The 24,411-nt window shown below is 51.5% G+C and carries 25 protein-coding genes and 1 riboswitch; of the genes, 5 read left to right on the plus strand and 20 right to left on the minus strand.

The window, feature by feature from the left end; translation table 11 throughout:
• The first annotated feature begins 31 nt into the window (after positions 1–31).
• The 3 genes from PBA01S_RS15905 to PBA01S_RS15915 all read left to right on the plus strand — a co-directional run bounded on the left by PBA01S_RS15905 (position 32) and on the right by PBA01S_RS15915 (position 2,872).
• Complete coding sequence (locus tag PBA01S_RS15905) at positions 32–1,072, plus strand: LacI family DNA-binding transcriptional regulator (protein WP_085169594.1); 1,041 nt, start codon at positions 32–34, stop codon at positions 1,070–1,072.
• Between the two features lie 112 nt (positions 1,073–1,184).
• The gene (locus PBA01S_RS15910) at positions 1,185–2,054 is read left to right on the plus strand and encodes a carbohydrate ABC transporter permease (RefSeq protein WP_016313602.1); all 870 of its coding nucleotides are present in this window, start codon (positions 1,185–1,187) and stop codon (positions 2,052–2,054) included.
• On the plus strand, positions 2,051–2,872 hold the full coding sequence (locus PBA01S_RS15915) for a carbohydrate ABC transporter permease (protein ID WP_085169593.1): 822 nt from the start codon (positions 2,051–2,053) through the stop codon (positions 2,870–2,872). Before PBA01S_RS15910 ends, PBA01S_RS15915 begins: the two co-directional genes overlap by 4 nt.
• An 80-nt stretch (positions 2,873–2,952) precedes the next feature.
• Here the strand turns inward: PBA01S_RS15915 and PBA01S_RS15920 are convergent, their stop codons facing one another.
• The 16 genes from PBA01S_RS15920 to PBA01S_RS15995 all read right to left on the minus strand — a co-directional run bounded on the left by PBA01S_RS15920 (position 2,953) and on the right by PBA01S_RS15995 (position 18,370).
• The gene (locus tag PBA01S_RS15920; protein WP_028538070.1) at positions 2,953–3,444 is read right to left on the minus strand and encodes a hypothetical protein; all 492 of its coding nucleotides are present in this window, start codon (positions 3,442–3,444) and stop codon (positions 2,953–2,955) included.
• On the minus strand, positions 3,434–5,263 hold the full coding sequence (locus tag PBA01S_RS15925) for a sensor histidine kinase (RefSeq protein ID WP_028538071.1): 1,830 nt from the start codon (positions 5,261–5,263) through the stop codon (positions 3,434–3,436). The genes PBA01S_RS15920 and PBA01S_RS15925 overlap by 11 nt, the downstream gene beginning before the upstream one ends.
• Positions 5,260–5,940, minus strand: coding sequence for a response regulator transcription factor (locus PBA01S_RS15930; protein ID WP_127576326.1), 681 nt, complete (start codon positions 5,938–5,940; stop codon positions 5,260–5,262). Before PBA01S_RS15930 ends, PBA01S_RS15925 begins: the two co-directional genes overlap by 4 nt.
• A gap of 374 nt (positions 5,941–6,314) precedes the next feature.
• Positions 6,315–7,598 carry an ABC transporter permease gene (locus tag PBA01S_RS15935; RefSeq protein WP_085279493.1) on the minus strand — a complete coding sequence of 428 codons (1,284 nt, stop codon included), beginning with the start codon at positions 7,596–7,598 and terminating at the stop codon, positions 6,315–6,317.
• A complete protein-coding gene (locus PBA01S_RS15940) occupies positions 7,591–8,496 on the minus strand; it encodes an ABC transporter ATP-binding protein (protein ID WP_009224066.1) in 906 nt (301 codons plus the stop codon). The genes PBA01S_RS15935 and PBA01S_RS15940 overlap by 8 nt, the downstream gene beginning before the upstream one ends.
• 38 nt (positions 8,497–8,534) lie before the next feature.
• On the minus strand, positions 8,535–9,467 hold the full coding sequence (locus PBA01S_RS15945) for an ABC transporter ATP-binding protein (RefSeq protein ID WP_085279494.1): 933 nt from the start codon (positions 9,465–9,467) through the stop codon (positions 8,535–8,537).
• Positions 9,464–9,880, minus strand: a complete 417-nt coding sequence (locus tag PBA01S_RS15950) for a GntR family transcriptional regulator (protein ID WP_016313610.1) — start codon at positions 9,878–9,880, stop codon at positions 9,464–9,466. Before PBA01S_RS15950 ends, PBA01S_RS15945 begins: the two co-directional genes overlap by 4 nt.
• A 45-nt stretch (positions 9,881–9,925) precedes the next feature.
• A complete protein-coding gene (locus PBA01S_RS15955; RefSeq protein WP_127576327.1) occupies positions 9,926–10,648 on the minus strand; it encodes a hypothetical protein in 723 nt (240 codons plus the stop codon).
• A gap of 210 nt (positions 10,649–10,858) precedes the next feature.
• On the minus strand, positions 10,859–11,323 hold the full coding sequence (locus PBA01S_RS15960; RefSeq protein ID WP_016313612.1) for a DUF420 domain-containing protein: 465 nt from the start codon (positions 11,321–11,323) through the stop codon (positions 10,859–10,861).
• Positions 11,324–11,397: 74 nt separating this feature from the next.
• Positions 11,398–12,345, minus strand: a complete 948-nt coding sequence (ctaG, locus tag PBA01S_RS15965; RefSeq protein WP_028538076.1) for a cytochrome c oxidase assembly factor CtaG — start codon at positions 12,343–12,345, stop codon at positions 11,398–11,400.
• A 186-nt stretch (positions 12,346–12,531) separates the two neighbouring features.
• On the minus strand, positions 12,532–12,852 hold the full coding sequence (locus PBA01S_RS15970; RefSeq protein ID WP_028538077.1) for a cytochrome C oxidase subunit IV family protein: 321 nt from the start codon (positions 12,850–12,852) through the stop codon (positions 12,532–12,534).
• A gap of 3 nt (positions 12,853–12,855) precedes the next feature.
• Positions 12,856–13,482, minus strand: coding sequence for a cytochrome (ubi)quinol oxidase subunit III (locus PBA01S_RS15975; protein WP_016313616.1), 627 nt, complete (start codon positions 13,480–13,482; stop codon positions 12,856–12,858).
• On the minus strand, positions 13,479–15,329 hold the full coding sequence (gene ctaD, locus PBA01S_RS15980) for a cytochrome c oxidase subunit I (protein WP_051135009.1): 1,851 nt from the start codon (positions 15,327–15,329) through the stop codon (positions 13,479–13,481). Before ctaD ends, PBA01S_RS15975 begins: the two co-directional genes overlap by 4 nt.
• A 98-nt stretch (positions 15,330–15,427) precedes the next feature.
• Positions 15,428–16,486 carry a cytochrome c oxidase subunit II gene (coxB, locus tag PBA01S_RS15985; RefSeq protein WP_016313618.1) on the minus strand — a complete coding sequence of 353 codons (1,059 nt, stop codon included), beginning with the start codon at positions 16,484–16,486 and terminating at the stop codon, positions 15,428–15,430.
• 798 nt (positions 16,487–17,284) lie between these two features.
• Positions 17,285–18,040, minus strand: a complete 756-nt coding sequence (gene map, locus PBA01S_RS15990) for a type I methionyl aminopeptidase (RefSeq protein ID WP_028538078.1) — start codon at positions 18,038–18,040, stop codon at positions 17,285–17,287.
• A 141-nt stretch (positions 18,041–18,181) separates the two neighbouring features.
• On the minus strand, positions 18,182–18,370 hold the full coding sequence (locus PBA01S_RS15995; RefSeq protein ID WP_009224055.1) for a hypothetical protein: 189 nt from the start codon (positions 18,368–18,370) through the stop codon (positions 18,182–18,184).
• A 270-nt stretch (positions 18,371–18,640) separates the two neighbouring features.
• Between PBA01S_RS15995 and PBA01S_RS16000 the strand changes: the two genes are divergently transcribed.
• Positions 18,641–19,810 carry an MGDG synthase family glycosyltransferase gene (locus PBA01S_RS16000; protein WP_127576328.1) on the plus strand — a complete coding sequence of 390 codons (1,170 nt, stop codon included), beginning with the start codon at positions 18,641–18,643 and terminating at the stop codon, positions 19,808–19,810.
• A 59-nt stretch (positions 19,811–19,869) separates the two neighbouring features.
• Positions 19,870–20,208 (plus strand): DUF4870 domain-containing protein, encoded by a 339-nt coding sequence (locus PBA01S_RS16005; RefSeq protein ID WP_028538080.1) that lies wholly within the window; start codon positions 19,870–19,872, stop codon positions 20,206–20,208.
• Positions 20,209–20,233: 25 nt separating this feature from the next.
• On the opposite strand, the gene PBA01S_RS16010 is transcribed toward PBA01S_RS16005, so the two are convergent.
• The 4 genes from PBA01S_RS16010 to PBA01S_RS16025 all read right to left on the minus strand — a co-directional run bounded on the left by PBA01S_RS16010 (position 20,234) and on the right by PBA01S_RS16025 (position 24,004).
• Positions 20,234–21,601, minus strand: coding sequence for a nucleobase:cation symporter-2 family protein (locus tag PBA01S_RS16010; protein ID WP_028538081.1), 1,368 nt, complete (start codon positions 21,599–21,601; stop codon positions 20,234–20,236).
• 35 nt (positions 21,602–21,636) lie between these two features.
• Positions 21,637–22,227, minus strand: a complete 591-nt coding sequence (locus tag PBA01S_RS16015) for a xanthine phosphoribosyltransferase (protein WP_127576329.1) — start codon at positions 22,225–22,227, stop codon at positions 21,637–21,639.
• A gap of 171 nt (positions 22,228–22,398) precedes the next feature.
• Positions 22,399–22,499: riboswitch (purine riboswitch) on the minus strand.
• A gap of 125 nt (positions 22,500–22,624) precedes the next feature.
• Entirely contained in the window at positions 22,625–22,930 is a 306-nt protein-coding gene (locus tag PBA01S_RS16020) for a hypothetical protein (protein ID WP_127576330.1), read from the minus strand.
• 270 nt (positions 22,931–23,200) lie between these two features.
• A complete protein-coding gene (locus PBA01S_RS16025; RefSeq protein ID WP_085279499.1) occupies positions 23,201–24,004 on the minus strand; it encodes a zinc ribbon domain-containing protein in 804 nt (267 codons plus the stop codon).
• Between the last annotated feature and the right edge of the window lie 407 nt (positions 24,005–24,411).

The following is a 24,411-nucleotide window of genomic DNA, read 5'->3' on the forward strand; positions in this document are numbered from 1 at the left end:
CAAAATTGAAACGAATGAGGCGGGTAATATCATGAACCCTACCATCAAAGATGTTGCCAAAAAGGCCAATGTCTCTATAGCCACCGTATCCCGTGTACTCAATAATTTGCAAGGCTATTCGGATCAAACGAAAGCCAAGGTTTACCGAGCCATCGAGGAAATCGGATATCAGCCTAACGCCATCGCCCGGGGACTGATCAATAAGAAAACCCAGACGATCGGCGTGATGTTTCCGACTGTATCAAGCCTGTTCTCTTCTGAGATTCTCCACGGTGTGGAGGACTTTGCTCAGGATAACGGATACAGCGTTATGGTATGCAATACCGATTCAGACGGAAAGCGGACTCTCAAATACTTACAGGTATTGCGTGAGAAGCAGGTTGATGGTTTGATCTTTTCCAGCGAAGTCCTGAAAGAAGAATACTATCAGACACTTCAGCAAATGCGAATTCCCTATGTCCTCGTCTCGACGGAATCCGGCTATGATCATGTACCGTATATCAAGGTCAACGATTTTCAGGCCGCTTATGATGCCGTAGAGTATTTGATTCGATTCGGCCATCGCAAAATCGCTTTGCTGAGCGGTACTAAGCACGATACGATCGCCGGGATTCCAAGAATTGAAGGTTACAAGAAAGCCCTTGAGAACCACGGCATACCGATTAACGAATCTTATATCGCCTATGGAGATTTCTTATTCGACGTAAGCTATAAAGCGATGGAAGAACTCTTAAGCCGGGCCCCTGATATCACCGCCATCTTTGCAGCGAGCGACGAGATGGCAATTGCTGCAATCTCTGTAGCTGCCAAGTATGGGATTAAGGTGCCTGATGAGTTGTCCATTATCGGATACGATGATCTGAAGCTGGCCCAGATGTCGGTTCCCCCTTTGACTACCGTACGACAACCATTGTACGATATGGGCAATCTAGCCTCTCAGAAACTGATTCACATGATCAAAACGGGGAAAGCCGAAAGCAGCTGCATCGTAGCCCATTCCATCGTCGAAAGACAGACGGTACGGGCGATTAGCTCCCATGACAAGCGGGATATCCATAATCCAAAAACGTAAGCGATAGCCTGATGGTCAATGATCTAAGTGCTCGCTCACGTTCTTTTTTTCAAGGGTACGTAAACGTTTACTAGTAACTAAGGATTCAAGCATTTCTTAAGGAGGAATAAACATGACGAAACGCCGTACGGCCTTTTATTGGATGACTTTACCCGCTCTCGTGTTATTTTTTGCTTTTCACACCTATCCAGCGCTTCAAGGCATTTTCTATGCTTTCACAAACTGGGACGGCTTCAGCAAAAGTTATGATTTCATCGGTCTGAAGAATTTTATTAATGTATTTAAGGATTCGAATGTCCTGGATTCATATATCTTTACGTTCAAATATGCGATTACAGCCACGATCCTGATTAACGTACTCAGCTTGTTAATTGCACTGGGACTTAATGCGAAAATTAAGGCTAAAAACTTTTTTCGCGCCTTTTATTTTCTGCCAAACGTCCTTGGTGTGTTGATCATCGGTTATATTTTTAACTACCTGTTCTCCAACGCCTTCCCGATCTTGGGCGAGAAGTTAGGTAGCGATTTTCTCTCGATTAACCTTCTTGGAAAACCTGACTGGGCCTGGGTTGGTGTCGTCATCGTCGGAGTTTGGCAGGCCATAGCCTATAATACGATTCTTTACTTGGCCGGCTTGCAGACAATTCCTGCCGACCTGTACGAAGCTTCGAGTCTCGATGGTGCCTCCAAATGGAAAGAGTTCTGGAAAATCACTTTTCCAATGCTGGCCTCGTTCTTCACCATCAACATGGTCCTGGCCATGAAGGGCGGATTAATGGTATTTGACCAAATCGTTGCATTAACCGGAGGCGGACCGGGTACAGCCACCCGATCGATCGCGTTATTGATTTACCAAGGTGGCTTTACTGGCGGTGAATTCGCTTATCAATCAGCAAATGCGGTCATCTACTTTATCGTGATCGTCGCCATTTCTCTGTTCCAGATTAAAGTTCTACAAAGACGGGAGTTGGATCAACTATGACTAAGAAAACCAATTGGCTCGCAACGATACTCATTGCGCTTGGCTCCCTTTTCATTTTGTTCCCGCTATATATGACCGTGAGCATCGCTTTGAAAAATCCGGAGGAAATGGCGGCGTCGATATTCTCATTGCCGACTGGCCTCCATTTCAGCAACTTTAAACGGGCCATCGAAGCTACCAATTTCTTTCAAGCCCTTGGCAATAGCTTTGTCATTACTGCCGTATCGGTTGTGTTTATTCTATTGACCAACTCGCTGGTCTCTTATGCGATCGCCCGGAATATGAACCGCAAGTTCTTTAAAGGGCTTTACCTTTACTTTATAAGCGCGATGTTCATTCCGTTTCAAATTATTATGCTGCCTGTTGTTAAAGTAACAACGGACTTAGGCATGAACAACATTCCCGGCCTGATCCTCCTATATATCGTTTATGGTCTGCCGTTTAACGTCTTCGTGTATGTCGGTTACATTCGCTCCATACCTATTGAGCTGGAGGAAGCCGCAACCGTCGACGGGACGTCAACCTGGGGGACCTTCTGGCGGATCATCTTCCCGCTGCTAGCGCCAATCAGCGCTACAGTTGTGATTCTGTCCTGCCTGTCAACGTGGAACGACTTCCTGTTGCCGCTCATTTTGCTGGCTGATCCAACTCAATATACACTGCCGCTCGTGCAATACGTGTTCCAAGGCCAATTCAGCACGGACTATAATTTGGCCTTCGCCTCCTATTTACTGGCGTTGCTGCCGATGGTTATCGTTTATCTGTTCCTGCAGAAATGGATCATTAGTGGGATTACGCAAGGAGCTGTCAAGGCTTAAGCCGAACGGTACACCGTTGTGCATTTCCAAAAAGAAGACCCAAGCCTCCATTCATTCCAATGATGGCTTGGGTCTTCTTTTTATTTTAACGTAATTTCTTTCTCCCAGGTCACTTCCTTACCTTGATCATTCGCGAAAACAAAGGTGACCTTGCCAGTTTCGTCTTTCATTTCGTCAGGATAAATGAAGCCCATAAACTGTCCGTTACCGCTGATATAGAATCCGTTTCCGCCTTCTTGACCATGCTTAATGGCTTCCTCCAACGTATTTACGATGTTGTTTTTCTCGGATGTCCAATGGATCTCCTTCAGCATGTAGCCTTCCGGTGCTTTTTTGACCGTGAAGTCAAAGCTTCCCCCTTCAGCCAGCGGTTTCGGGGTTTGATCGATGACGATCAGAATGTCGCCGTTGGCCGCATTCTCCGTGCTGGCGTTATCATCAGACGTATTGGCAGAATTGTCGTTTGTTGTTGGCTCTTGCGGCGCTCCACTTAATGATTTATTCCCGCATGCGCTCAGCATCAATACCGCAGTCAGAGCTGCCATCAAAAGTACCAGTGTTTTATTTTTCATCATGAGTTTCTCCTCCGTTTATGTGATCTTGATGGGCTAAGGTAAAATAGAACGCTACACCTTGCTCCGTATTCCGAGCACCGTATTCACTGCCATGCAGCTCCAAAATATGCTTCACGATCGCCAGCCCCAGCCCGGTCCCGCCGGATTTGCGGTCCCTCGAACGTTCTGCCCGGTAAAATTGGTCCCAAATCCGGGCCAGATCCGCCTCAGGAATCGTGGGGCCTACATTTTCGATCGTCGCCGTGATCTTTCCATTCACTTCCCGATGCAGTTCAATGCAGATGATGCTTTCCTCCCGGGCGTGGCGAACGGCGTTGCTTAGTAAGTTCAGGACTACCTGCTCAATCCGTCTCGGATCGGCCCAAACCGTCATCTCCTCCACATGGGATGAATGCAGTCCGCTTTTCTCATAACTAAGTGTCAACTTGATTTGAAGCCCCTTGGCTTCCAGCTGCTGATCAAAGGACTCGGCTACCCGCTTGACGAGGCGGGACAAGGAGAAGCTGCGCGGTTGCAGTTGGATCTTCTTCACCTCAAATTTGGACAGCTCCAGCATATCCATAATCAAGGCGTTCATTCGATCGGTTTCGCTGACGATCAATGCCAGATAACGCTCTTTTTTGTCGTCTGCCACTCCGTCCTGCAGCCCTTCCGCAAACCCCTTAACGATGCCTAGAGGTGTTTTCAGCTCGTGAGATATGTTGGCGACGAGCTCTTTGCGCAGCTCCTCTGCTTTCCGCTTCTCCTCTACATCCTGCTGCAATTGACGATTAGCCAGGGTCAGCTCCTTCAACGCTTCGTCCAAATTGCGCGACAGCCGGGCCAGATTGCGGGACAGCTCGCCGAACTCGTCCTTGGACCGAGCTTCCGGCACTACAGAGAAATCCAACTCCGCCAGGCGGGCAGCCGTACGATTCAAGGCAAGCAACGGACGGGACACCAGCCGCGAAAAGATCAGGGACAGCAGAACGACCAGCACAAGGATCAGCGGAGCCAGCACAATCACATAATTTTGAAGAATGTCCACGGCTTCTCCAACCGGCTGCAATGAGCTTAATGCGATCATGTAATGCGGACCCCTCTGCTCTTCGTTGGCGAGCGGCTGAAGCAGTACAGCGTACTCGACACCGCTCCACGGATCCCGCCATTCGAATCGAACGAGTCCCTCTTGAAGCAGCTCCGTTTCGGAGGAATTAGTTCTGTAAATTTGCTCTCTCCAAGCTTGAACCGCATCATCGATCAACGAATCCTGATAAAACGGATTATATGAGCGAGAATGGGGCTCCGGCAGCAACAGATCCTCTACCTTGCCTTCCACCCGCACCAGCCCGAGATCAGGCTCACGACTCGCTTCTGCCGACAAATGAATCTCCACGGGATTCATAATCGTATCCAGCTGATCCATAAACATCCCGTCGACCGTCAGCTGATCGCCTTTCACAAATTTCGGAATCTCTTCCCAGGTTGTCCCTTCCGTCGGAATGACGACCTTGATCTTCTTCCCGCTTAACGTCTGCAAATCGATATAATAAGGTTCATAGTGAAGCTGCACAAATTCTCGACTTAATATAGCGATACTGGCGTCGTGCCGGTTCATGTATTCGCCTAACAGCCGGGAGACTTGCTGGTCATCGTTGGGATGCTCGCTGAACTGCTTGGCAAAGCTCCGCATGCTCTCGACCAACCGGTTGATTTTGGTCTCCCGATAGAAGCGCTCGAAGAACATGCCTTCAGCCACCATGACGACCGAGAAGGCCAATAACACCAGCACCGAAGTGACAATGAACAACTTAAAAACAACGCTATGCCTTCTCATATGTTCACATCGAATTTATAGCCTGACCGGATCACGGTAACGATGTACCGACCTTCGTCTCCCAGCTTGGCTCTTAATTTTTTGATATGGGTATCCACGGTACGTGAGTCGCCCAAATAATCGTATCCCCAGACCGCATCCAAAATGGCCTCCCGGGTTAACACCTTGCCAGCATGCTTGACCAGAAAGATCAGCAACTCATACTCCTTGGGCGTTAAATTCACCGCGGTCCCTTTGACGGCCACGACATGTGCTTCGCGATTGATCGACAAGTCGCCGAACACTTGCACCTCGCTGGTCCGGCCAACCGTGCCTTCCTTTCGTTTCATCAAGGCCGTGGCGCGGGCGACGAGCACCCGGGGGCTCAGCGGCTTTGTCACATATTCGTCGGCGCCCAGCTCGAATCCGAGCAGCTGATCGTCGTCCTCGGTTCGAGCCGTCATAATGATGATCGGTACATCCGATTTGCCGCGAATTCGCCGGCAGACGGACCAACCGTCCATTTCAGGCATCATGATGTCCAGCACGACCAGATCAACAGGGGTCTGCTCGAAAATGTCCAGCGCGATGCGGCCGTTCTCGGCTTCGTGGACTTCCCATTGTTCTTTTTTAAAATAATCGGTGATAAACTCACGCATCAGTGCGTCGTCTTCCACCAGCAATATACTTCGTTTCATCCCGACATCACCTTGCTCCTATTCTAGCCTATTCATTCCCCTTCTATGAACTCGGTCGGCACCTCCATTTCTCCTTGCAAAACCAAGTATAAAGCAGTGATGTGTCTGCCGTGTGAACTTGACGTGACCAAGAAAAAAAAAGAGGCGCTCCGCTGATCGCAGAAAGCCTCTGCTCAGGTATCCCGTTAGTTCTATGCATTGGTTTTCTATCTAACATTGACAATCAGGCTGTGAAGTCTTCACCAACCTGTAAAGCGATTTTCCCCAAATAATGACGGTTCAGCATCTGATGTGCCTTGCACCACATAACTTTGCTTAAAAGAAAAGCCTTGATAGACGAACATCAGTCTACCAAGGCTTATTGCACTTATGAACTAGATCTTATAGGCTTTCATTGCTTTGCGCAGCTCTTTGAAGGTTGGACGCTTACCGTACAGCAGGACACCGGTGCGGTAAATCTTCGCCGACAGCCAGCCGAACACGAAGATCGCAATAGCCAGGACGATCAGCGAAGCCGCAATTTCCCAAATTGGCGGCTCCCCGAGGCCAATCCGTACGATCATCGACACCGGTGAAACGAACGGGATGAAGGAGCTGACCTTCATGAGCAGCGAGTTAGGCGTGCCCAAGCTGAAGATCCCGATATAGAATGCCGCCAGCGACAGCATCGTAATCGGCATCACCGCTTGCCCCAGCTCTTCGGTCCGGCTGACCAGCGAGCCGACCGCGGCAAACAGTGTAGCATACAAGAAGTAACCCAAAATATAGAATACTAGGCCAAGCACTAATACTTCCACGCGGATATCAGACAGATGCAGATTGAAATCCGCCAACACCGGCTGGTTGTACGGCAGCGAGATATTAATCGCAATCACTGCGGCAAAAACAGCAATTTGCAGCAGCCCGATAAAAAACATCCCAATAATCTTCCCGAACATTTGCGCGAGCGGCGATACGCTGGTGATAAGAATCTCCATAATGCGCGAGCTTTTCTCTGCAGTGACTTCCGCCGAGATCATATTCCCCGTCATCATTATGGTCATGAAGAACAGGATGATGAGTACATATACGATAACGTAATTAATTGCCCCCATCGCTTCCGTCGGATTGCCGCCTTCGCCCGCACCAGAATCCGGTGAAGCCTTCACCGCATTGATTTGGATCGGCGTGCTTAACGCAGCGATTTGCTCTTCTGTCAGCATGCCTTTCGTGATATACTCCGCCTTGACGTTCTGGAGTGCCGCTTGCAGCGCATTTTGCAGCCCCATTCCCAAGCTGTCTTTCTTCGAGGTGTAGGTTACTGCTGGGAAGACACCGCCGTCTCCTTCAGCAAACTGCAGATACCCATCGATCTCCCCGGCTTCAATTGCCGCTTGCAGCTTGGCTTTGTCCGCTTGCTCGTAAGGAACCAACGTGTAGCCTGCTGCCGGCTGCTTCTCTGTATAGGCTTCCAGCGACTTCGCCAACTCCGGTTGCCCTTCGTACACAAGGCCAATCTTCGTTGGTTGATCATCCCCGCCGGTAAATTTATCGATAAAATAAGGCACATGCAGCCCGATCGTCACCAGCAGCGCCAAGACCAGCGTCGTAATGATAAAAGATTTTGTACGCACTTTATTCATGAACGTAAAGCCAACGACCGTCCCCATTTTATTCATTGGATTCACCTACCTCTTTAATAAAGATCTGATTCAGCGTAGGCTCCTTAATTTCAAAATGCTCTACTTCGCTGACCTCCATCGCTCTACGCAAAATCTCTTGTGCTGCCGATACCTGCGAGATCCGTACCAGATAGCCGCGTTCTTTCCGCTCCACCTTCTCCACGCCTGCGATCCGCTCGAGCCCTGTTACTTCTCCGGCTGTATGCAGGAGCACTTCTTCGCGAGGATAACGTTTTTTGATCTCTTGCAGATTGCCCTGCAGCACGGTATTTGAACGGTGCAAAATCGTGATGTTCCGGCACAGCTCCTCCACATGCTCCATCCGGTGAGTGGAGAACAGAATGCTGGTGCCTTGATCGCGCAGCTCCTTCACCGTCGCCTTCAGCAGCTCGACGTTAACCGGGTCCAAGCCGCTAAACGCTTCGTCCATAATAACAATTTTAGGTTTATGAACAACCGCGGCGATAAAGCCCATTTTTTGCTGATTGCCTTTGGACAGCTCCTCAATTTTCTTATCGTAGTATTCCGGCACTTCAAATCGCTCGAGCCAGTATTTCAGGCTCTTGTCAGCCTCTGCTGCAGACATGCCGCGCAAGCGGGCCAGGTAGATGATTTGGTCGCTGACCTTCACCTTTGGATACAACCCGCGTTCCTCCGGCAAATACCCCATTTGCGATTGCAGCTCCCGGCTGTAAGGCTTGCCGTTGTACAGAATTTGTCCGCCGTCCGGATAGATCAACCCCAGCACCATCCGCATCGTTGTCGTCTTCCCAGCACCGTTGGCGCCCAGCAAACCGTAAATCTCGCCTTCCTCTACCTGAAGCGAAATGTTGTTGACCGCCGTTTTCTCGCCAAACTGCTTCATGACATTGTCCAGTACCAATGGTTTCGCCATATTCCCTCTCCTTCTTCGCTACAAAATAATTGATGCGATTAAACCAATGTCGCCGTGGATGGGGTTACCAGCTTCGCCGGTGAATGCCCTTGAATCCACAACTGCAAAATCTCATCTAACTCGAGGCTGCGGGTTTGCATCACCTGCAGGCCTTTGGCGGCTAGACTCTGCTGCAGTTCTCCTTCGTACTGCTCTTGAACGATCAGCTTCGTCACCTGCGGTCCATCTACGCGAAGAATCGTTCCCTCGGGCAGGTCGCCCGGCGAGCAATCGCTGCTGCGGATCCAAATCTCCTTCCAGCTGCTAAATAACTGATCCTTCTCGGCCATTCCGAGTATCTTCCCCTGGTGAATCAAAGCAATGTAGTCAGCCAGCCGCTTCACTTCCTCCACGATATGGGTCGCGATCAAGATCGTCATGTCCTCGCCCTCCATAAAGTCCCGGAGCTCGTCGATCATGCCCTTCCATGCGAAGGGATCCAGCCCTGAGGAGGGCTCGTCGAGCAATAGTAGCTTCGGCCGGGCAGCCAACGCTGCCGCGATCTCGTATTTCCGCCGCTCCCCCTTGGACATCCGGTTTAACCGTTCATTTCTCGGGACGTCAAACCGGTTCATGAGATCCTCAAAGAGCTGCTGATCCCAAGTTGGATACCATTGTGATCGGAACTCCGCTGCGCGCTCGGCGGTCATATAATTTTCTTCCGGTTCGGGCGCTTCCGAGACATATCCGATTTGTTGGCGCAGCTCAAGGGGCAACTCACCGGAGCACGACTGGCCGAACCAACGAATTTCCCCCGCATCTGGCTGCAGCATTTGCTGAATTAATTGCATCATCGTGCTTTTGCCAGAGCCGTTAGGCCCTACGAGAGCCACGATATACCCCTTCGGCACTTGCAAATGTAACGGCCCGATCGTTTTACGGCGTCCCCGTTTCAGCGCTCCAATCAGCTCAATCGCCATCGGTTGTGTCATTCATCCGTCCCCTCCTTGTCTGGATTTGAGTTATATTTCTGTTGCATAACCTGCAAAAATAGCTGCTTCAACTCTTCCGCCCCGTATTGCATCGATTTTCCGGTATCTACCGCCTTCTCCAACGCTTCCTTCACTACAGCGGTGCGGTATTCATCCCGTTCGTCCGCGCCGACCTTGGCGACAAACGTTCCTGTTCCCTGCCGCGTCCGAAGCAGTCCCTCCGCCTCCAAATCTTGATAGACCCGGCGGACGGTAATGACGCTGCAGTTTAAGGCGCCGGCGAATTCCCGAATCGAAGGTAACAACGTACCTTCTGCGATTTGGCCGCTGACGATTAGGGAGCGAAGCTGCGACTCAATTTGATGATACAGCGGCGCTGCACTATTTTCGTTGATTTGAATGGGAATCCACACCTTTCTTGCTCACCTCCGCCTTACTCCCGTATTTCTCTGCCATCCTTAAGTCAAATCCCGCTTCATTAGTCTTCGCCGCGTCAGCGATAACAGGTAAGTGAACCCGAGACCGCCGACAGCTATGGAGCACCACATCATTGGTGAGAGTATGGTGTAACGCCGGGAGTTTTCCAAGATGAACGCCAGCAGGTTGACGTCAAGCCAATTCATGACAAAAGCGGCTCCCGCCAGCAACAGCATGAGCAGGAATGTTAACCCTAAATATACTTTGCCGCTCATCAGAAGCTCGCAATAAATAAACAATCCGTTAATCAGTAAGCTGTATCCCGTCCAGGTGAAGCAAAACACAAGAAAGGCTCCAAAATCCCACACCATACTATCCATCAGATACGTGACCAGATAAAGGCCGCCGTAGAACAGAATCCCGTTGAGCAGCATCGCCGCTCCCAGTTGAATCAGCCTGCTTCTCAGCACCGTCTTCACCGAAATTGGCAACACGCGATAATATCTCAGCATTTGGGTATACGAATTTTCCCGAATATAGTTAAATGACCGCCGAGTAAAAAAGAAACCTGTGAAAGGAACCATGATCAACATGAGGAAGTCGCTCATCGGATTCATCACGTACTGGACATGCTCTTGTGTTCCAATAAAGATGCCGAGCATCAGCGCAATGTACAGCATAAAGATGACATTCCAAATGAGATACATCCGATCACTTTGCAAATCTCTTCTGAAAATCACCCAAGCGCCTTTCCAACTATCCATCGTTCATCAACCTCTTTCATTCCCATCTTCATCCTTCGATCATCGACAGGATATGATGGCCACTGTGCTTACTGTTTATATCTTTATACACAGTATAATCTGTGCTTATTTCGATGTCAATGCTTCTTTCATCCACAAAAAAAAGCCAACAGCGCGATTCTTTACGAATCGGCCATTGGCCGTAGATAGATCCAGTATACTTACGATGATTTACATACCCAAAATAACTTCCCATACCGGCTTCGTATGGCCGCCTGGATACAGCAAATACAGCAGCACATAAACGACAACCCCCGTAATCGCCGTGCAAAACCAGATGACCGAGGTGACCCGTCCCCACTTGCGGTGTTTGGCGTACTTCTCCTTAAAGCCAAGCACCAATGTGGTGATGCCAAATACGGCTGCAACGGTCGCTAGAACGATATGGAAGGTGAGGAACGTCTGATAATAGCCTTTGAGGCTATCCGGTCCGCCCCACGACGTATTGCCGATAAATACAGTTCGCGACATATAGATCAGGAAGAACAGAAGCGCAGCCACAGCCGCCGCAATCATCGTCTTCTTGTGAGCTTCCCGTTTCCCTTTAATGATAAGCCCCCACCCGATCGCTACCAGCACGGCACTAATGACGATAAATGATGTGCTAAGCGTCGGAAATAACGTGAACAGATCCAATTTGCATCCCCCTAAACGTTTTGTGAGATAGCCTTCCAACCCAAGATCGCCGGCCGGCCTCCCATCCCGTTGACTTAAGATCCGGTCTGAGGCGGAGGTGGATTCAGCGTAGAGTTAGACAAAGCAGCCCCTTCCGCTTCTTCCTGGTCATTCTCGCGGTTTTCCTGCTTGTACCAATGATAAAACACGTACGCCAGCATCGACGCAAAGATGAATTCCTGAATGAACTTCATCAGGATTCCACCAACCTGCTGATCGATGTTCGGCTGCAAGTAGCCAAAAAATTGCGGTCCGCCGAACTGACGAAGCAGCTGCGCCGGGTCTCCAGTCACGCAATACCCCATCGCCCGCGCCCAGACAGCCGGATCGCTGTAAGTCGCGTACAGCGGCTCGTCCGCAAAAATAATTAAGCCGCAGGCTGGTGTGAGCAGCACCATGTTAAGGAAGATAAAGCCCATTTTCTTCAGGCCCTGAACTCCTGCCCGCTCAGGCAACGGATTGACCAGCGTCCACCACATGAGAACTGCGGCGATAAACAAAATGACATAGTACACTCGATGCACGCCAAAATGAAGCATCACATAGTCATGCACGACCGGCAGATGATAAAACGAAAACAACCCGTTAAACACGACAGCTGCCACCACCGGGCGAGCCAAAAACTTCAATACTCTGAGCGGGCTTGAAGCCAGAAACGCTGTCACACGGCGCCAAACCCAAGGGGGCAGCCCCAGCATTAACAGCGGCGGCGCCAACAGATAGGACATCGCCATGCTGAGCATATGGAAGCTGAACATCATATGGCCGAGCAGTTCCACCGGACCGCCTTGTGCTAGATAAAGCAACAGCATCCCGGTGACAAACAACACTTTCCGTCCCACGGGAACGTGGACATCACCTTCAGCCCATTTCTCAGCGCCCGGCCCAATCAACACAAAATATCCGGCTGTCACCAGCAGCATGAAAGCCAAGAAAACCGGACTCCAGACCGCTGTGAAATTAAAATATTCTAACCCCAGCACGGCAAACCCTCCTTCCGCAGCGCGCTTAGTTCTGTCCAAATTGTGAACAAGGGGGTAAATACGACAAAAACGGTGACAGCATCCCAAGCGGGAAGGTACCGTTTTTGTGCTATACCTATCTTAACTATGCAGTTGAACCCGCAAAAGAGGGGGCCCGCCATCTGGCGAGAGCCTCCTCTTCTTCTCTTACCACCACATCCAATATAAAGCGGCAATAATCGCGGTAAATGCAACGAAAAATCCACCAGCCATGAAGATGATCGGGATCAAATGGCCCTTATCCTTCATGTGCATCCAGTAACCTAATTGAACCAGCACCTGCAGTACCGCCATCAACAGCAACAAAATGACGGTGAACGCGGTATTCACTCCGCCGGCTGCAACCGCTGCAAAAGCGATCAAGGTCAGAACGATGGAGAAAATAAACGCGACAATGTGTTTCTCCGGACCTTCATGCCGCTGACGGTGCTTTACCGTCGGTGAACCGTTTGATTCCTGATTGACCATCCGTTAGACCACCTTTCCGAGCAGGTAGACAACCGTGAAAATGAACACCCAGACAACGTCGATGAAGTGCCAGTAAATAGCCGACACGTAAATCTTCGGTGCCGTGACGACGGTCAGACCTTTTTTGAAGAGTTGCCCAATGAGCAAGGAAATCCACAAAATCCCGAACAACACGTGCGCGCCGTGGAAGCCTACCAGCGTATAGAACGCCGAACTGAACGCACTTGTGGTCATGCCGTAGTCTTCATGCAGGACATACTCAGCAAATTCATAAATCTCCAGCACAAGGAAGGCCAGGCCAAGCAGAACAGTTACAGCCAGCCAGCCTGCCAGCTTCCCTTTGTCTCCGCGGTGCATCGCTTGAATGGCGAACACACTCGTCAAACTGCTGACCAAGAGGATAAAGGTTGCAGCGGCCGTCATCCCCAAATTAAACAGCTCACTAGCGGACGGGCCATCGGCGATTTGATTCCGCAAGGTAAGGAAGGTTGCAAACAAGGTACCAAACAGGACGGCCTCGCCCCCAAGGAATAACCAGAAGCCCAAAATTTTATTACGGCCTTCCAGCGTTGCCTTCTCTGGTTCGTGCGGCAGCGTACCTGCTACATGCGATGTGTTTGGTGCACTCATGCTTTGACCTCCTTCCCATTCAGTTCATCCGGTTCGATGTGCCAGCCGTGATCGTCAAACAAGGAACGGAGCAGCATCGACAAGAACGTAATCGCTAAGCCGAGGCCAACTACGATGTAATTGTTGAACAGGAAGTTCATCGCACCGTTACCAAAATCATCGTTCGCGAACATAAAGCCCAGACCAGCAATAAACAAACCTACCGACATTATAAATGGAAGAATCGTCGGCGAAGGCATATGAATCGGACCAACCGGCTCCGCCGGCGTCATTTCTTTGTTGCCAGCCATCTTCTCTTTCCAGAAAGCATCAATCCCGCGAACCAGCGGAATTTGCTTGAAGTTGTATTCCTCTGGCGGAGAAGCAATCGACCATTCCAGCGTACGTCCATCTTCCCAGACATCACCCGGAACGCCCTTCGGTTGTCTTGCCGTAATTGCAATATTCACCAGGAACAAGATCACCCCAACGCCCATCAAGAAGGCACCGATCGTACTGATCAAGTTCAACAGGTCAAAGCCTTGGTTCGGCAAATACGTAAAGACGCGGCGTTGCATCCCTAGCAAGCCAAGGAAATGCTGTACGAAGAACGTCATATGGAAGCCGATAATAAACGTCCAGAACTCCCATTTGCCAAGCTTCTCATTCAAGACGCGGCCAAACATCTTCGGCCACCAGTAATGTAGTCCGGCGAACAAGCCCAGAACCAGACCACCTACGATAACGTAGTGGAAGTGCGCTACGACGAAGTAAGTATCATGGTATTGATAGTCTGCTGGCGCCGAAGCCAGCATTACCCCGGTAACCCCACCCATAACGAACGTTGGGATAAAACCGGAAGCGAACAGGTTGGCCGTCGTAAAGCGGATTTGGCCGCCCCACATCGTAAACAACCAGTTGAAGATTTTGATCCCCGTCGGAACGGCGATCAGCATCGTAGCGATGGAGAACAGCGCATTGGCCACCGGCCCCATCCCTGTCGTAAACATATGGTGCGCCCAAACCATGAAGCCCAGGAAGGCGATCAGGATCGTAGCGAACACCATCGAGCTATAACCAAACAACCGCTTACGCGAGAACGTACTTACAACTTCGGAGATGACCCCAAACGCTGGCAAGATCAAAATGTAAACTTCAGGGTGTCCGAAAATCCAGAAAATATGTTGCCACAATACCGGGTTGCCGCCGCTTTCTACATTAAAGAAGTTTGCGCCGAGAATCCGGTCAAACGTCAACAGAACGAGACCTACCGTGATCGCCGGGAAAGCGAACAAGATCATCGCAGACGTTACAAATGTGGTCCAAGTAAACATCGGCATCCGCATAAAGGACATCCCCGGCGCACGCATCGTAATGATCGTCGCTAGGAAGTTAATACCGCCGATCAGCGTCCCCAGACCAGCGATCTGCAAGCCGATCGTGTAGAAGTCAACCCCGTGTGTCAAGCTGTACGTCGTACTCGACAACGGCGTATACGAGGTCCAGCCTGCATCCGGTGCACCGCCCATTAACCAGCTCAGGTTCAGCAGCAGTCCACCAAACAGGAATGTCCAAAATCCGAGAGCGTTCAAGAAAGGGAACGCGACGTCCCGAGCCCCGATTTGCAGCGGGATAACCGCGTTCATCAGGGCGAAGATTACCGGCATAACGCCAAGGAAAATCATCGTTGTGCCGTGCATCGTAATCAATTCGTTAAATTGCTGTGCCGATACAAAATCATTCATCGGTTTTGCCAGCTGCACGCGGATCAGCAATGCTTCGATGCCGCCGATCCCAAAGAACAAACCGCCCGCCACTAAATACAAAATGGCGATTTTCTTGTGATCGACCGTCGTCAACCAGTCCATTAACCCCTTGTGCCGCTTGACAGTGTGAGCATGAGCCAAGGTTTGTACCCCCTCTATTAATTCCTATCCATCTATGCCGTCCATAGAGGCACGCAAGATTAATAAGATAATTTGCTGTTAGCCAAGTAGTCGGCGATGGCTTCGATTTCAGCATCCGTTAATCCGAGATCTTCCTTCGGATTTGGCATTTTGTTACCCGGTTTTACCTTTTGCGGATCCGTCAGCCATTCCACCAAATTATCCTTAACCGGTTTGCCGTCGATCGGTTTGCCGGACGCTTCTGCATTATGTAAAATGCTCGCAACCGTCTCTCTGCTGCCGATCCCCGTCAAGTTCGGTCCCAGTGGCCCGCCTTGATCACCGATCGCGTGGCAGCTCAAGCATTGCGTCTTAAATACTTCCGCAACGGCTGGATCCTGAATTGTTTGTACCGGCGCCTTCATCGCTTCAACCCAACGGTCAAACGACTCTGGGCTAACCGCCTTGACTTTAAACTCCATGAAAGCATGGGATTTCCCGCACAGCTCGGCGCACTTCCCGAGGTAAACCCCTTCGTTCGTGGCTTCTAACCAAGCTTTGTTAATCGTTCCGTCCGTATTCGTATCCGTTTTGCCGCCGAGTGAAGGCACCCAGAAGGAGTGCAGCACATCAGCAGTCTTCAACTCAAGCGCAATCTTCTTGCCCGTAGGGATAATCATATCCTGGGCAGTCGTAATGCCGTAATCCGGATAGGTGAACTCCCACCAGAACAAATGCGAAGTGACTTTAACCTTCACCGCATTGGCATCCTTCGAATAATCTTCGCCAAAGGCAAAAACTTTCTGCACCGTTGCAACCGCCAGAATCAGAACCAGAACCAACGGAATGGCAGTCCAGATGATCTCCAGCTTATGGTTGCCTTCAACTTGCTTGGGAATGTCGTTTTGCCCCGGTTTACGGCGATACTTGATCCACACGTAAGCCGCGATCCCGAATACGATCAGCATGACTACAATCATGATCGTAATCGACAGTTTAATTAATCCGAGCTGCCCTTCAGCTACTGGACCCTGTGGTCTGAGCACGGACAGGTCTTCACGGCCGCATGCGGACAAGAGCAACGCTAGCATGGCAAACAAAGGTACTAGCCGCTTAACAGCCTTCCAAGGTTTCATCATTGATCTACCCCACTTCTTACGTTTTCTTCCGCAGCATCACAGAGATTTCCAGCCTGCGCAGCTCAAAAATCTACCTGTCTATCACGGAAACTACATTCCTGTCAATTACAACAATCACCTATTAAATATATGATTGAACCCCTCGTTTGTCAATGATTCAGGGGCAGTTCACAAATTGTTCAAAAATCCGAAAACCCGCACCACAAAAGGTTTTGTGAACGTTTTCCCCAGTTCGACACCAAGTGAAAAGGCTGCCAATTTTGAACAAAACTCGGTGAATTGTGACGATTGCCTGCTCTGCTTCATTTTTGACATTTCTTCAAACTTTATTTCATTTCAGCAGAAGAAATTTAAACATTCTTCAGGTTAGGCATGAAGACGTGGGAGCTGTGCGGTGGCTGTACGGGTGCATGCAGGGGGAGTCTGGGAGTTTGAAGTTGTGCTGCAGAGAGTTACATTGCCGTGCTGCGAGTAGTAGAAAAAAGTGGCTATGGGGGAACGTGGTGGTGCGATCTGCGGCGCTAAACTTGTTGAAATAGTGAGAAACGAGTGGTTTGCTGCGAAACATGTAACTCTAACGGAACGTAGCGACCTTATTTACACATTTCCCGGCTATTTCCCGCTGTAACGGAACCAGATGACCTTATTCCACGTTATGGGCTGCCAATTCCCCATCCCCGCTCCAAATAAGGTCTCCTGGTTCCATTAGAAATCAAGGCGCCGGCCTACTGGCCAAATAACGGCTCTATGTTCCGTTAGAACAAAAGAAAAAGAGAGCTTCCGCTCTCTTCGTCCACATTATTCCCCGTTGGTCAATACCAACGGTCCATCCTCCGTGATCGCCAGCGTGTGTTCATAATGCGCGCCAAGGCTGCCATCCGCGGTACGAATCGTCCAGCCGTCGTCCTCCCACAACACCGCACCGGTTTCCCCGCCGGTGAAGATCGGCTCGATCGTGATCACCATCCCCGGTCGCAGCGTCACTCCCGTGCGCGGCCGGCCGAAGTTCGGCACGTCCGGCGCTTCGTGCATCGACTGGCCGATGCCGTGGCCGATGAGCGGCTTCACAATGCCGATGTTCGCGGCCTGCGCTACGTGCTGCACCGCATATCCGATATCCCCGATCTTGTTGCCGGGGACGGCCTGCGCAATGCCAGCCATGAGCGCCCGCTCGGTGGTCGTCAACAGCTTCTCCGCCTCAGCGCTCACTTGACCGATCCGGTAAGACCAGGCGGAATCGGCCATCCAGCCGTTTTTGCCTACGACAATGTCGATTGTGACGATGTCTCCTAGCGCCAGCTTCCGATCGCCCGGGAACCCGTGGCAAACCACGTCATTAACCGACGCACATGTCGCAAACGGAAAGCCGTGGTATCCCTTCTGCTCCGCCTTAGCTCCTCGCTTCGCCAGAAACGACTCTACGAAAGCATCAATTTCCAGGGTCGTAATTCCCGGTCCGATCATTTTGGCGATTTCGCGGTGGCACTCGGCCAATATCCGTCCCGCCTCACGGATCCGCTTGATTTCCTCTTTGGTTTTTATGCGTACCTTCACATCTTGTTCTCCTTCCGCTGCCGCACGACGATTGATTTCGTGATGTTCCCGTCAGTTTAATATATGTGGGAACAGCAGAAAAAAACCGTCCCGAACGCCCAAGGCGCCGGAACGGCGAATATGCTTCGATTCAAATGGTCTTCAGGAAACAGACGAGTCCAATTTCCCGAGCTCATGCTCAACCAGGTGGGTCAATTCCTCTTCATAGCCGCCCATAATCCGATACTTGCGTACATATTCTTTCACGAACTTCTTCGGATCTTTCGGTCTGAAGATTCGGGTCATTTCCCGTAAACTTTCTTTCACTTCATCATGACCTTTTGTTGCCATACTGATTCCCTCCCAGAACGCTTAAGGTAAATGCTCCGATTTTGCGATGCCGAAAAGTGCGGGTTCAGATTCATGAAGCTATGCCGGCTATTTAGTTGTAATGGAAAGACCTCCTATTCCCTTATTGTAACATATTCAGAAGAAGGTTTCAGCTTTCTTCCAATCGTACATTTTTTATCCGCTTCACCTAATACTATTTATAAACGGGTGCAGGGGCAAACTACAAGCAGTTGAATGTCATTGCTGGACTTGAAGAGGAGGGATACATCCATGACTTCCCAATCTCCAAAAATTCTGATTTTATATGCCAGCTACGGAGATGGACATTACCAAGCCTCCAAAGCGGTGGAAGCCAGCTTGCGAAGCCGAGGCGTATCCGACATTACACTGCTTGATCTGATGGCCGAAGCGCATCCGCTGATTAACGGACTGACGAAGTTCGTATATATGCAGAGCTTCAAAACCATCCCCGGCCTCTACGGTTGGGTCTATAACGCCACCAAACAGATGCCGCAAGAAGCGCCGCTGCTCGAGGTCATCAATTCGTTGGGCATGAACAAGCTGCAGCAAACCCTGCAACAAGCCCAGCCGAATCTGATCATCCACACCTTCCCCCAGCTTGCCATGCCTAGACTGCTGAAGCGGACCGGCCAATCCCTGCCGATGGCAAATATCATCACCGACTTTGACCTGCACGGACGGTGGATCCACTCCGGAGTCGACCGCTATTACGTCGCCACCGAGGACTTGAAGGCAGAAATGGTCAGCCGGGGAATCCCCGAGGAACGTATCCGAGTCAGCGGCATCCCGGTGAAGCCGGAGTTTCATTTGCAGCATCCGGACAGACAAGAACGCCTCCCTGGTCCACTTCAAGAGCTTTTCGTAAAAAATCACACCAACAACAAAACCACCGTCCTGCTGATGGCAGGGGCTTACGGTTCCATGCAGGGGGTACGCGAAGTAATAGAGCGGTTTATAGCACTGGAACATTACCGTGTGATCGCCGTTTGCGGCAGAAACCGTGAGCTTTACCGTGCACTGCATGAGCAGCTCCCTCCCCATTCAGACGTGCACCTCTTGGAATATGTTGATCAGGTCGCTGCCTTGATGCAACAATGCGACTGCATCGTAACCAAGCCGGGAGGGATCACCTTGTCCGAGGCGCTGGCTTGCCGACTGCCGGTGTTTGTCTATCGTCCTGTTCCCGGGCAAGAGCTCAATAATGCACGTTATTTGGCCCAAAAGGGCGTGGCCTGCATCACCCGAACCCCTGCAGAGCTGACCGAGGAAATCGATGCGCTATTCCAAGATCCACACCGGCTAACCGAGCTTCGCCAAAAAATAGAAAACCTCCGCCGGCCGGAAGCCGCGGAGGTGATTGCAGACGATATTTTAGAGCAGTGGTTCGCGCCCAAGCAGGCCGAGCTAGTTCTTTCATAAGGGGGCTCGTCATACATTTAGGATAAGACAATCCTCTCCTGAAAGTAGGTGTCGTCCTGATGTCCCCTTTTAAATCATCCACCGGCCTCTACGAAAATGTCGCCGGCTTCCTGTGCTACTTGCTTGCGTTTGTGGGTGGAGTTGCGTTTCTCGTGCTCGAGAAGCGCAGCCGATACGTGCTGTTCCACGCCCTGCAGTCGGTTATGCTGTTTGGCGGGTTGATGCTGGCTCATGCCTTGTCCGGCTTTCTACCGGTCATCGGCGTGGTCGTCAATCTGCTCTTGACCGTGCTGGGCGTTACCCTTTGGGTGGTCATGATGCTGGCTGCGCTCCAGGGCAAATGGCTGAAGCTGCCTTGGATCGGCGAACTCGCAGAAAAACAGCTGCAACGGATGTAATTCACCCGCGAGACCGAGGCACATTTTATGCGGTAGCTTTGGCGGTTTCGCTTGGTTCAGCAGCCCCATTCAGCTCAGCTGCCTTGCGTTGGCCCTTCCAGCCGTTAAACAGCAAGTTCAGCACAATCGCCGTAAAGCTGCCGGCAACGATACCATTGTCCACCAGAATCTGCAGCTTAGCTGGCAGTTGGTCGAACAGCTCCGGCATCACGGTCACACCCAGCCCCATGCCGACGGAACAAGCGATGATCAGCAGATTTTCATGCCGGTTCAAATCCACTTGGTCCCCCAGCATCCGAACACCGGAGGACAACACGAGGCCAAATAACGCGATCATCGCTCCGCCGAGCACCGACGTCGGCACGAGCTGCGTTAATGCAGCGATCTTAGGTACGAAGCCGATCAAGATTAACAGCGCACCGGCTACTACGATGACGTCCCGGGTTTTCACCCGGCTCATTTGGACAAGCCCGACATTTTGAGAATACGTTGTGTACGGAAACGAGTTGAAAATCCCGCCAAGCATGATCGCCAGCCCTTCCGCCCGATACCCCCGCGTCAAATCCTTATCCGTAATTTCTTTATCCACGATTTTGCCAAGCGCCATAAAGACGCCGGTCGACTCGGCAACGCTCACGATCGCGACCAGAATCATCGTCAAAATCGCCGAAGCGTGAAACGTAGGTGCACCAAAATAAAACGGTTGTACCGCATGAAACCAGCTGGCTTCCTTCAGCGGCGTCAAATCCACTTTACCGGCAAGCGCCGCCACCAGCGTCCCGGCAATCAGCCCCAGCAAGACGGAGATGGAACGCAGAAAGCCCTTGGCAAAACGGTTCATCAAAATCACGAACAGCAATACCCCAAAGCCCAGCGCGAGATTCAGCGGACTCCCAAAGTCGGGATTGTCCCCTGGACTGCCGCCGCCAAGATCCGTAATCGCCACCGGGATCAGCGTAACGCCGATAATCGTGACCACGGAGCCGGTAACCACCGGCGGAAACAACGCAATCAGCTTGCCAAACAAACCGGCAAACAGGAAAACAAACAGCCCGGAGGCAATAATTGCGCCGTAAATCGCGGAGACCCCTGCGCCGTCGGTCAGCCCGATGGTAATCATCGGCGACACCGCTTGAAATGCGCAGCCCAGCATGACCGGAAGCCCGATGCCAAACAGGCGGTTGCCCCAGACTTGAAGCAACGTGGCGACACCGCAGGCCAACAGGTCGATGGCGATCAGGTAAGTCAACTGCTGATTAGTAAAATCAAGCGCTCCCCCAACGATCAACGGGACGATGACAGCCCCGGCATACATCGCCAGTACGTGCTGCAGTCCTAATGAAAAGGTTTTAAGCGGATGACGGTGTTTCTGAAAAATACGTTCCCGTTTCATAAAAATCTGGTTCCTCCCCGATTTAATAGTTCATCTCATGAATAATTCGGTGTTTCTTCCACGAACGTCACCGCACCGTCTTCCAACGAGGCCACCCGAACGAGCGATTCAACGCGGTACCCCGCTTCCGTAAGCAACCGTCCTCCCGGCTGAAACGACTTCTCGATGACGATCCCGATGCCGGCGACCGAAGCCCCGGCTTTCTCTACAATGCGGGTCAATCCAAAGGCTGCCTCACCGTTCGCCAAAAAGTCGTCCACGATCAACACTCGATCGGCTGCATGCAGAAACTTTTTCGACACCGTGATCTCGTTGGTTTCCCGCTTGGTGAACGAGTAGACTTTTTCCACAAAAATGTTGTCCTTCAGCGTCAAGGATTGATGCTTGCGGGCAAAGATCATCGGCACATTCAGCTCCAACGCGGTCATAATCGCCGGGGCAATCCCTGACGATTCAATCGTCAGCACCTTCGTAATCCCTTCTTCGCCAAAGCGCCGGGCGAACTCGGCCCCTATTTCCTTCATCAGCACCGGATCCATTTGGTGGTTAAGAAACGAGTCGACCTTCAGCACCTGGTTGCCCAGAACAATCCCTTCTGCCATCACTTTGTCTTTTAGCAGTTTCACTCCTGTTTCCCCTCTCCTTCAATCATTCATCACATGAACTAAACGCAAAAAAGCCCATTTCTCAACGGAAATGGACTTTAAATTTAGAAAGCACCGAATAAGCCCGAACAGCAATACCAAGCGATCAGGACGGCTAGAAGCCCAAAGCTGATCCCCTTGATTCCCGAGCACATGCGAGGCGGTACTTTCCGTAGTCCGATCATTTCCGGTGATCAGGTAGAGACGTGCAGGCCCATTCCTGCACTTATACGGAAAATTCATGGATTCATATATAACACACAATGCTAGAAGTATAACGCATTCCGCCCGGGTAGAGAAAGAGGAATCTTTTAGGGTTCTGTGAAAACTTTGCAAAGCCCTGCGCGAAGCAGTGCCGTCTAACCGCACCAGAGCTGGTTTACAGCGGCTTCGGCTCCTGCGGCAATAGATGGGTGAGCAACGTTTTTAACTCGCCGTCTTCTTTGTACATCTTCTCCCCTGTGTCAAGGCGGCGTACCCGGATCTCGCTGTAATCAGCACCGGCTTCCGTCGGCTTAAACACCAGATGCTCCCAATCTTCTAAACGCAGCTTATATCCCATCTCATCGAACATTTGCAGATAGTCCGCTTCGGTTGGCGTCTTTCCTTGATCGAGAAAAAGCAATCCGCGCAGGTGCTTCACTTCATCCTTATGTACGACGTCAAAATGTACAATGCATTCCATGTGCTGCACGCTCCTGTATCCTGTTCTATGCGGTATAGCATCTCCTGCAGCAGGCAGTCGCATCCACTTGAAGCCGAGCGCCCGCGATAAGAAAAACGGCACGACAGCTGCGGAGCTGCTGGGATTCCCTAACCCAGCCCCTGGGCCGCCGTACCGGCGTAGACCGCATGCTCTTAACTATACTTACGAATCAGCGTGCGGCTGCGGCAGTATACTTTTTGACAACCTGATGAACTTTTTGAAGCAACCAGCCGTTCCCGCAGTACGACGCTAGATTTGTTCAGAGCCGCAATGCGGGCACCATTTTGTCCCTTTGACCAGCGTCGACGAACAGATTTGGCATTTCACCGTAGCCACTCCGCCGATGATCACTTCAGGTTCATCCAAATTCTCCGGTTGTGGAGCGACAGCGTCCTGCTTCCAGCTGCGAATACGGCGATCCAGCTCCTCCTGACGTCTGCGTTCCCGCTCCAGCTCGCGCTGGAGACGCTCTTCTTCCTCAGGATCGATCGGCTTCACCGCTTCCGATACGGGCTCTGGCTCCCGCTGCTCCGCTTTCTCCCGAACAAGGGACGCAGCAAGCTCCAGCGTATCCATCTCGTCCACCTCGACTTGCTTCATCACAGGCGGCTCGACACTCGCGGCGGCCTCGCTGGCTGCCGGGGACTTCACCGGCTCCTGGACCGGCTTCAGCAGCTCGGTTGGAACGGCTCGCTTCGCCACGGCCAGCTTATGGCCGCAGTATTGGCAGAACAAGGCATCCTCCGCGACGTTCCGACCGCAGGCGCCGCATAAGCGCTCATTCTTGAGCTCGGCGATTTTCATCCGAATCTCGTCGCGTTCCTCCGTCAGCAGATCGCAGGTTTTGGCCAGTTCGAGCATCTCTTTCTCCGCTGCAGCCATATCCTTCTTCCGATAAGCTTCATAGAACACTTCGCCCATTTTATGAAAATATAAATCAAGCTCACGTTCGATATTTGAAATTTGAGTGTTTAGTTTACTAATCTCCACGACATTTTGCGCGCGATCGGTAACCTTGCCCGCACCGTCTTTCAAGCGTTGTAAAATTTTCATGACATGATTCCTCCCCGCGAAATATTCATAATCATACCAGATTTTGCAGCCCCATGAAACCGTCCTGCGACTCAGGAAGCGGCCTCTTCGGGTTCTCCGCGGCCATCCAGCTCCAATTTAGGGACTCACATGCCCCTTGGCGCTTCCCTGCTGGCCGCAGCGAATATTTCGGGGTGGGTGTGGCGAGGACGCGGCCAAGAAGGGGACGCGCATGCTACAGCGCGGCTTCTAGGCGCCGGCACCGGGAGGCCGGACTGACCATGCCCAGCGGTCAGTCCGGCTTGCGGCGCAGCGGGGCGGCGAGTGCCTCCGCCCGCTGCATGACCCGCTCGGCGACGAGCGCCAGCCCCGTCGCCGCCCCCCGCACGCCGGGCAGCAGCGCTGCCCATGGCGCGGGGTCCGGGCCC

The organism is Paenibacillus barengoltzii NBRC 101215, from assembly GCF_004000745.1.
In the GTDB taxonomy this organism is placed as follows: domain Bacteria; phylum Bacillota; class Bacilli; order Paenibacillales; family Paenibacillaceae; genus Fontibacillus; species Fontibacillus barengoltzii.

Excerpts from the sequence above, each read along its gene's own strand:
- PBA01S_RS16010 (WP_028538081.1), bottom strand. The coding sequence starts at position 21,601 with ATGAAACGGGAACGTATTTTTCAGAAACACCGTCATCCGCTTAAAACC.
- PBA01S_RS15945 (WP_085279494.1), bottom strand. The coding sequence starts at position 9,467 with ATGACACAACCGATGGCGATTGAGCTGATTGGAGCGCTGAAACGGGGA.
- PBA01S_RS15975 (WP_016313616.1), bottom strand. The coding sequence starts at position 13,482 with ATGAGTGCACCAAACACATCGCATGTAGCAGGTACGCTGCCGCACGAA.
- PBA01S_RS15915 (WP_085169593.1), top strand. The coding sequence starts at position 2,051 with ATGACTAAGAAAACCAATTGGCTCGCAACGATACTCATTGCGCTTGGC.
- PBA01S_RS16005 (WP_028538080.1), top strand. The coding sequence starts at position 19,870 with ATGTCCCCTTTTAAATCATCCACCGGCCTCTACGAAAATGTCGCCGGC.
- coxB (WP_016313618.1), bottom strand. The coding sequence starts at position 16,486 with ATGATGAAACCTTGGAAGGCTGTTAAGCGGCTAGTACCTTTGTTTGCC.
- PBA01S_RS16000 (WP_127576328.1), top strand. The coding sequence starts at position 18,641 with ATGACTTCCCAATCTCCAAAAATTCTGATTTTATATGCCAGCTACGGA.
- PBA01S_RS15925 (WP_028538071.1), bottom strand. The coding sequence starts at position 5,263 with ATGAGAAGGCATAGCGTTGTTTTTAAGTTGTTCATTGTCACTTCGGTG.
- PBA01S_RS15910 (WP_016313602.1), top strand. The coding sequence starts at position 1,185 with ATGACGAAACGCCGTACGGCCTTTTATTGGATGACTTTACCCGCTCTC.
- PBA01S_RS16025 (WP_085279499.1), bottom strand. The coding sequence starts at position 24,004 with ATGAAAATTTTACAACGCTTGAAAGACGGTGCGGGCAAGGTTACCGAT.
- PBA01S_RS15935 (WP_085279493.1), bottom strand. The coding sequence starts at position 7,598 with ATGAATAAAATGGGGACGGTCGTTGGCTTTACGTTCATGAATAAAGTG.
- PBA01S_RS15995 (WP_009224055.1), bottom strand. The coding sequence starts at position 18,370 with ATGGCAACAAAAGGTCATGATGAAGTGAAAGAAAGTTTACGGGAAATG.
- PBA01S_RS15970 (WP_028538077.1), bottom strand. The coding sequence starts at position 12,852 with ATGGTCAATCAGGAATCAAACGGTTCACCGACGGTAAAGCACCGTCAG.
- PBA01S_RS15955 (WP_127576327.1), bottom strand. The coding sequence starts at position 10,648 with ATGGATAGTTGGAAAGGCGCTTGGGTGATTTTCAGAAGAGATTTGCAA.
- PBA01S_RS15905 (WP_085169594.1), top strand. The coding sequence starts at position 32 with ATGAACCCTACCATCAAAGATGTTGCCAAAAAGGCCAATGTCTCTATA.
- ctaD (WP_051135009.1), bottom strand. The coding sequence starts at position 15,329 with ATGGACTGGTTGACGACGGTCGATCACAAGAAAATCGCCATTTTGTAT.
- PBA01S_RS16020 (WP_127576330.1), bottom strand. The coding sequence starts at position 22,930 with ATGGAATGCATTGTACATTTTGACGTCGTACATAAGGATGAAGTGAAG.
- PBA01S_RS15930 (WP_127576326.1), bottom strand. The coding sequence starts at position 5,940 with ATGAAACGAAGTATATTGCTGGTGGAAGACGACGCACTGATGCGTGAG.
- PBA01S_RS15940 (WP_009224066.1), bottom strand. The coding sequence starts at position 8,496 with ATGGCGAAACCATTGGTACTGGACAATGTCATGAAGCAGTTTGGCGAG.
- PBA01S_RS15920 (WP_028538070.1), bottom strand. The coding sequence starts at position 3,444 with ATGAAAAATAAAACACTGGTACTTTTGATGGCAGCTCTGACTGCGGTA.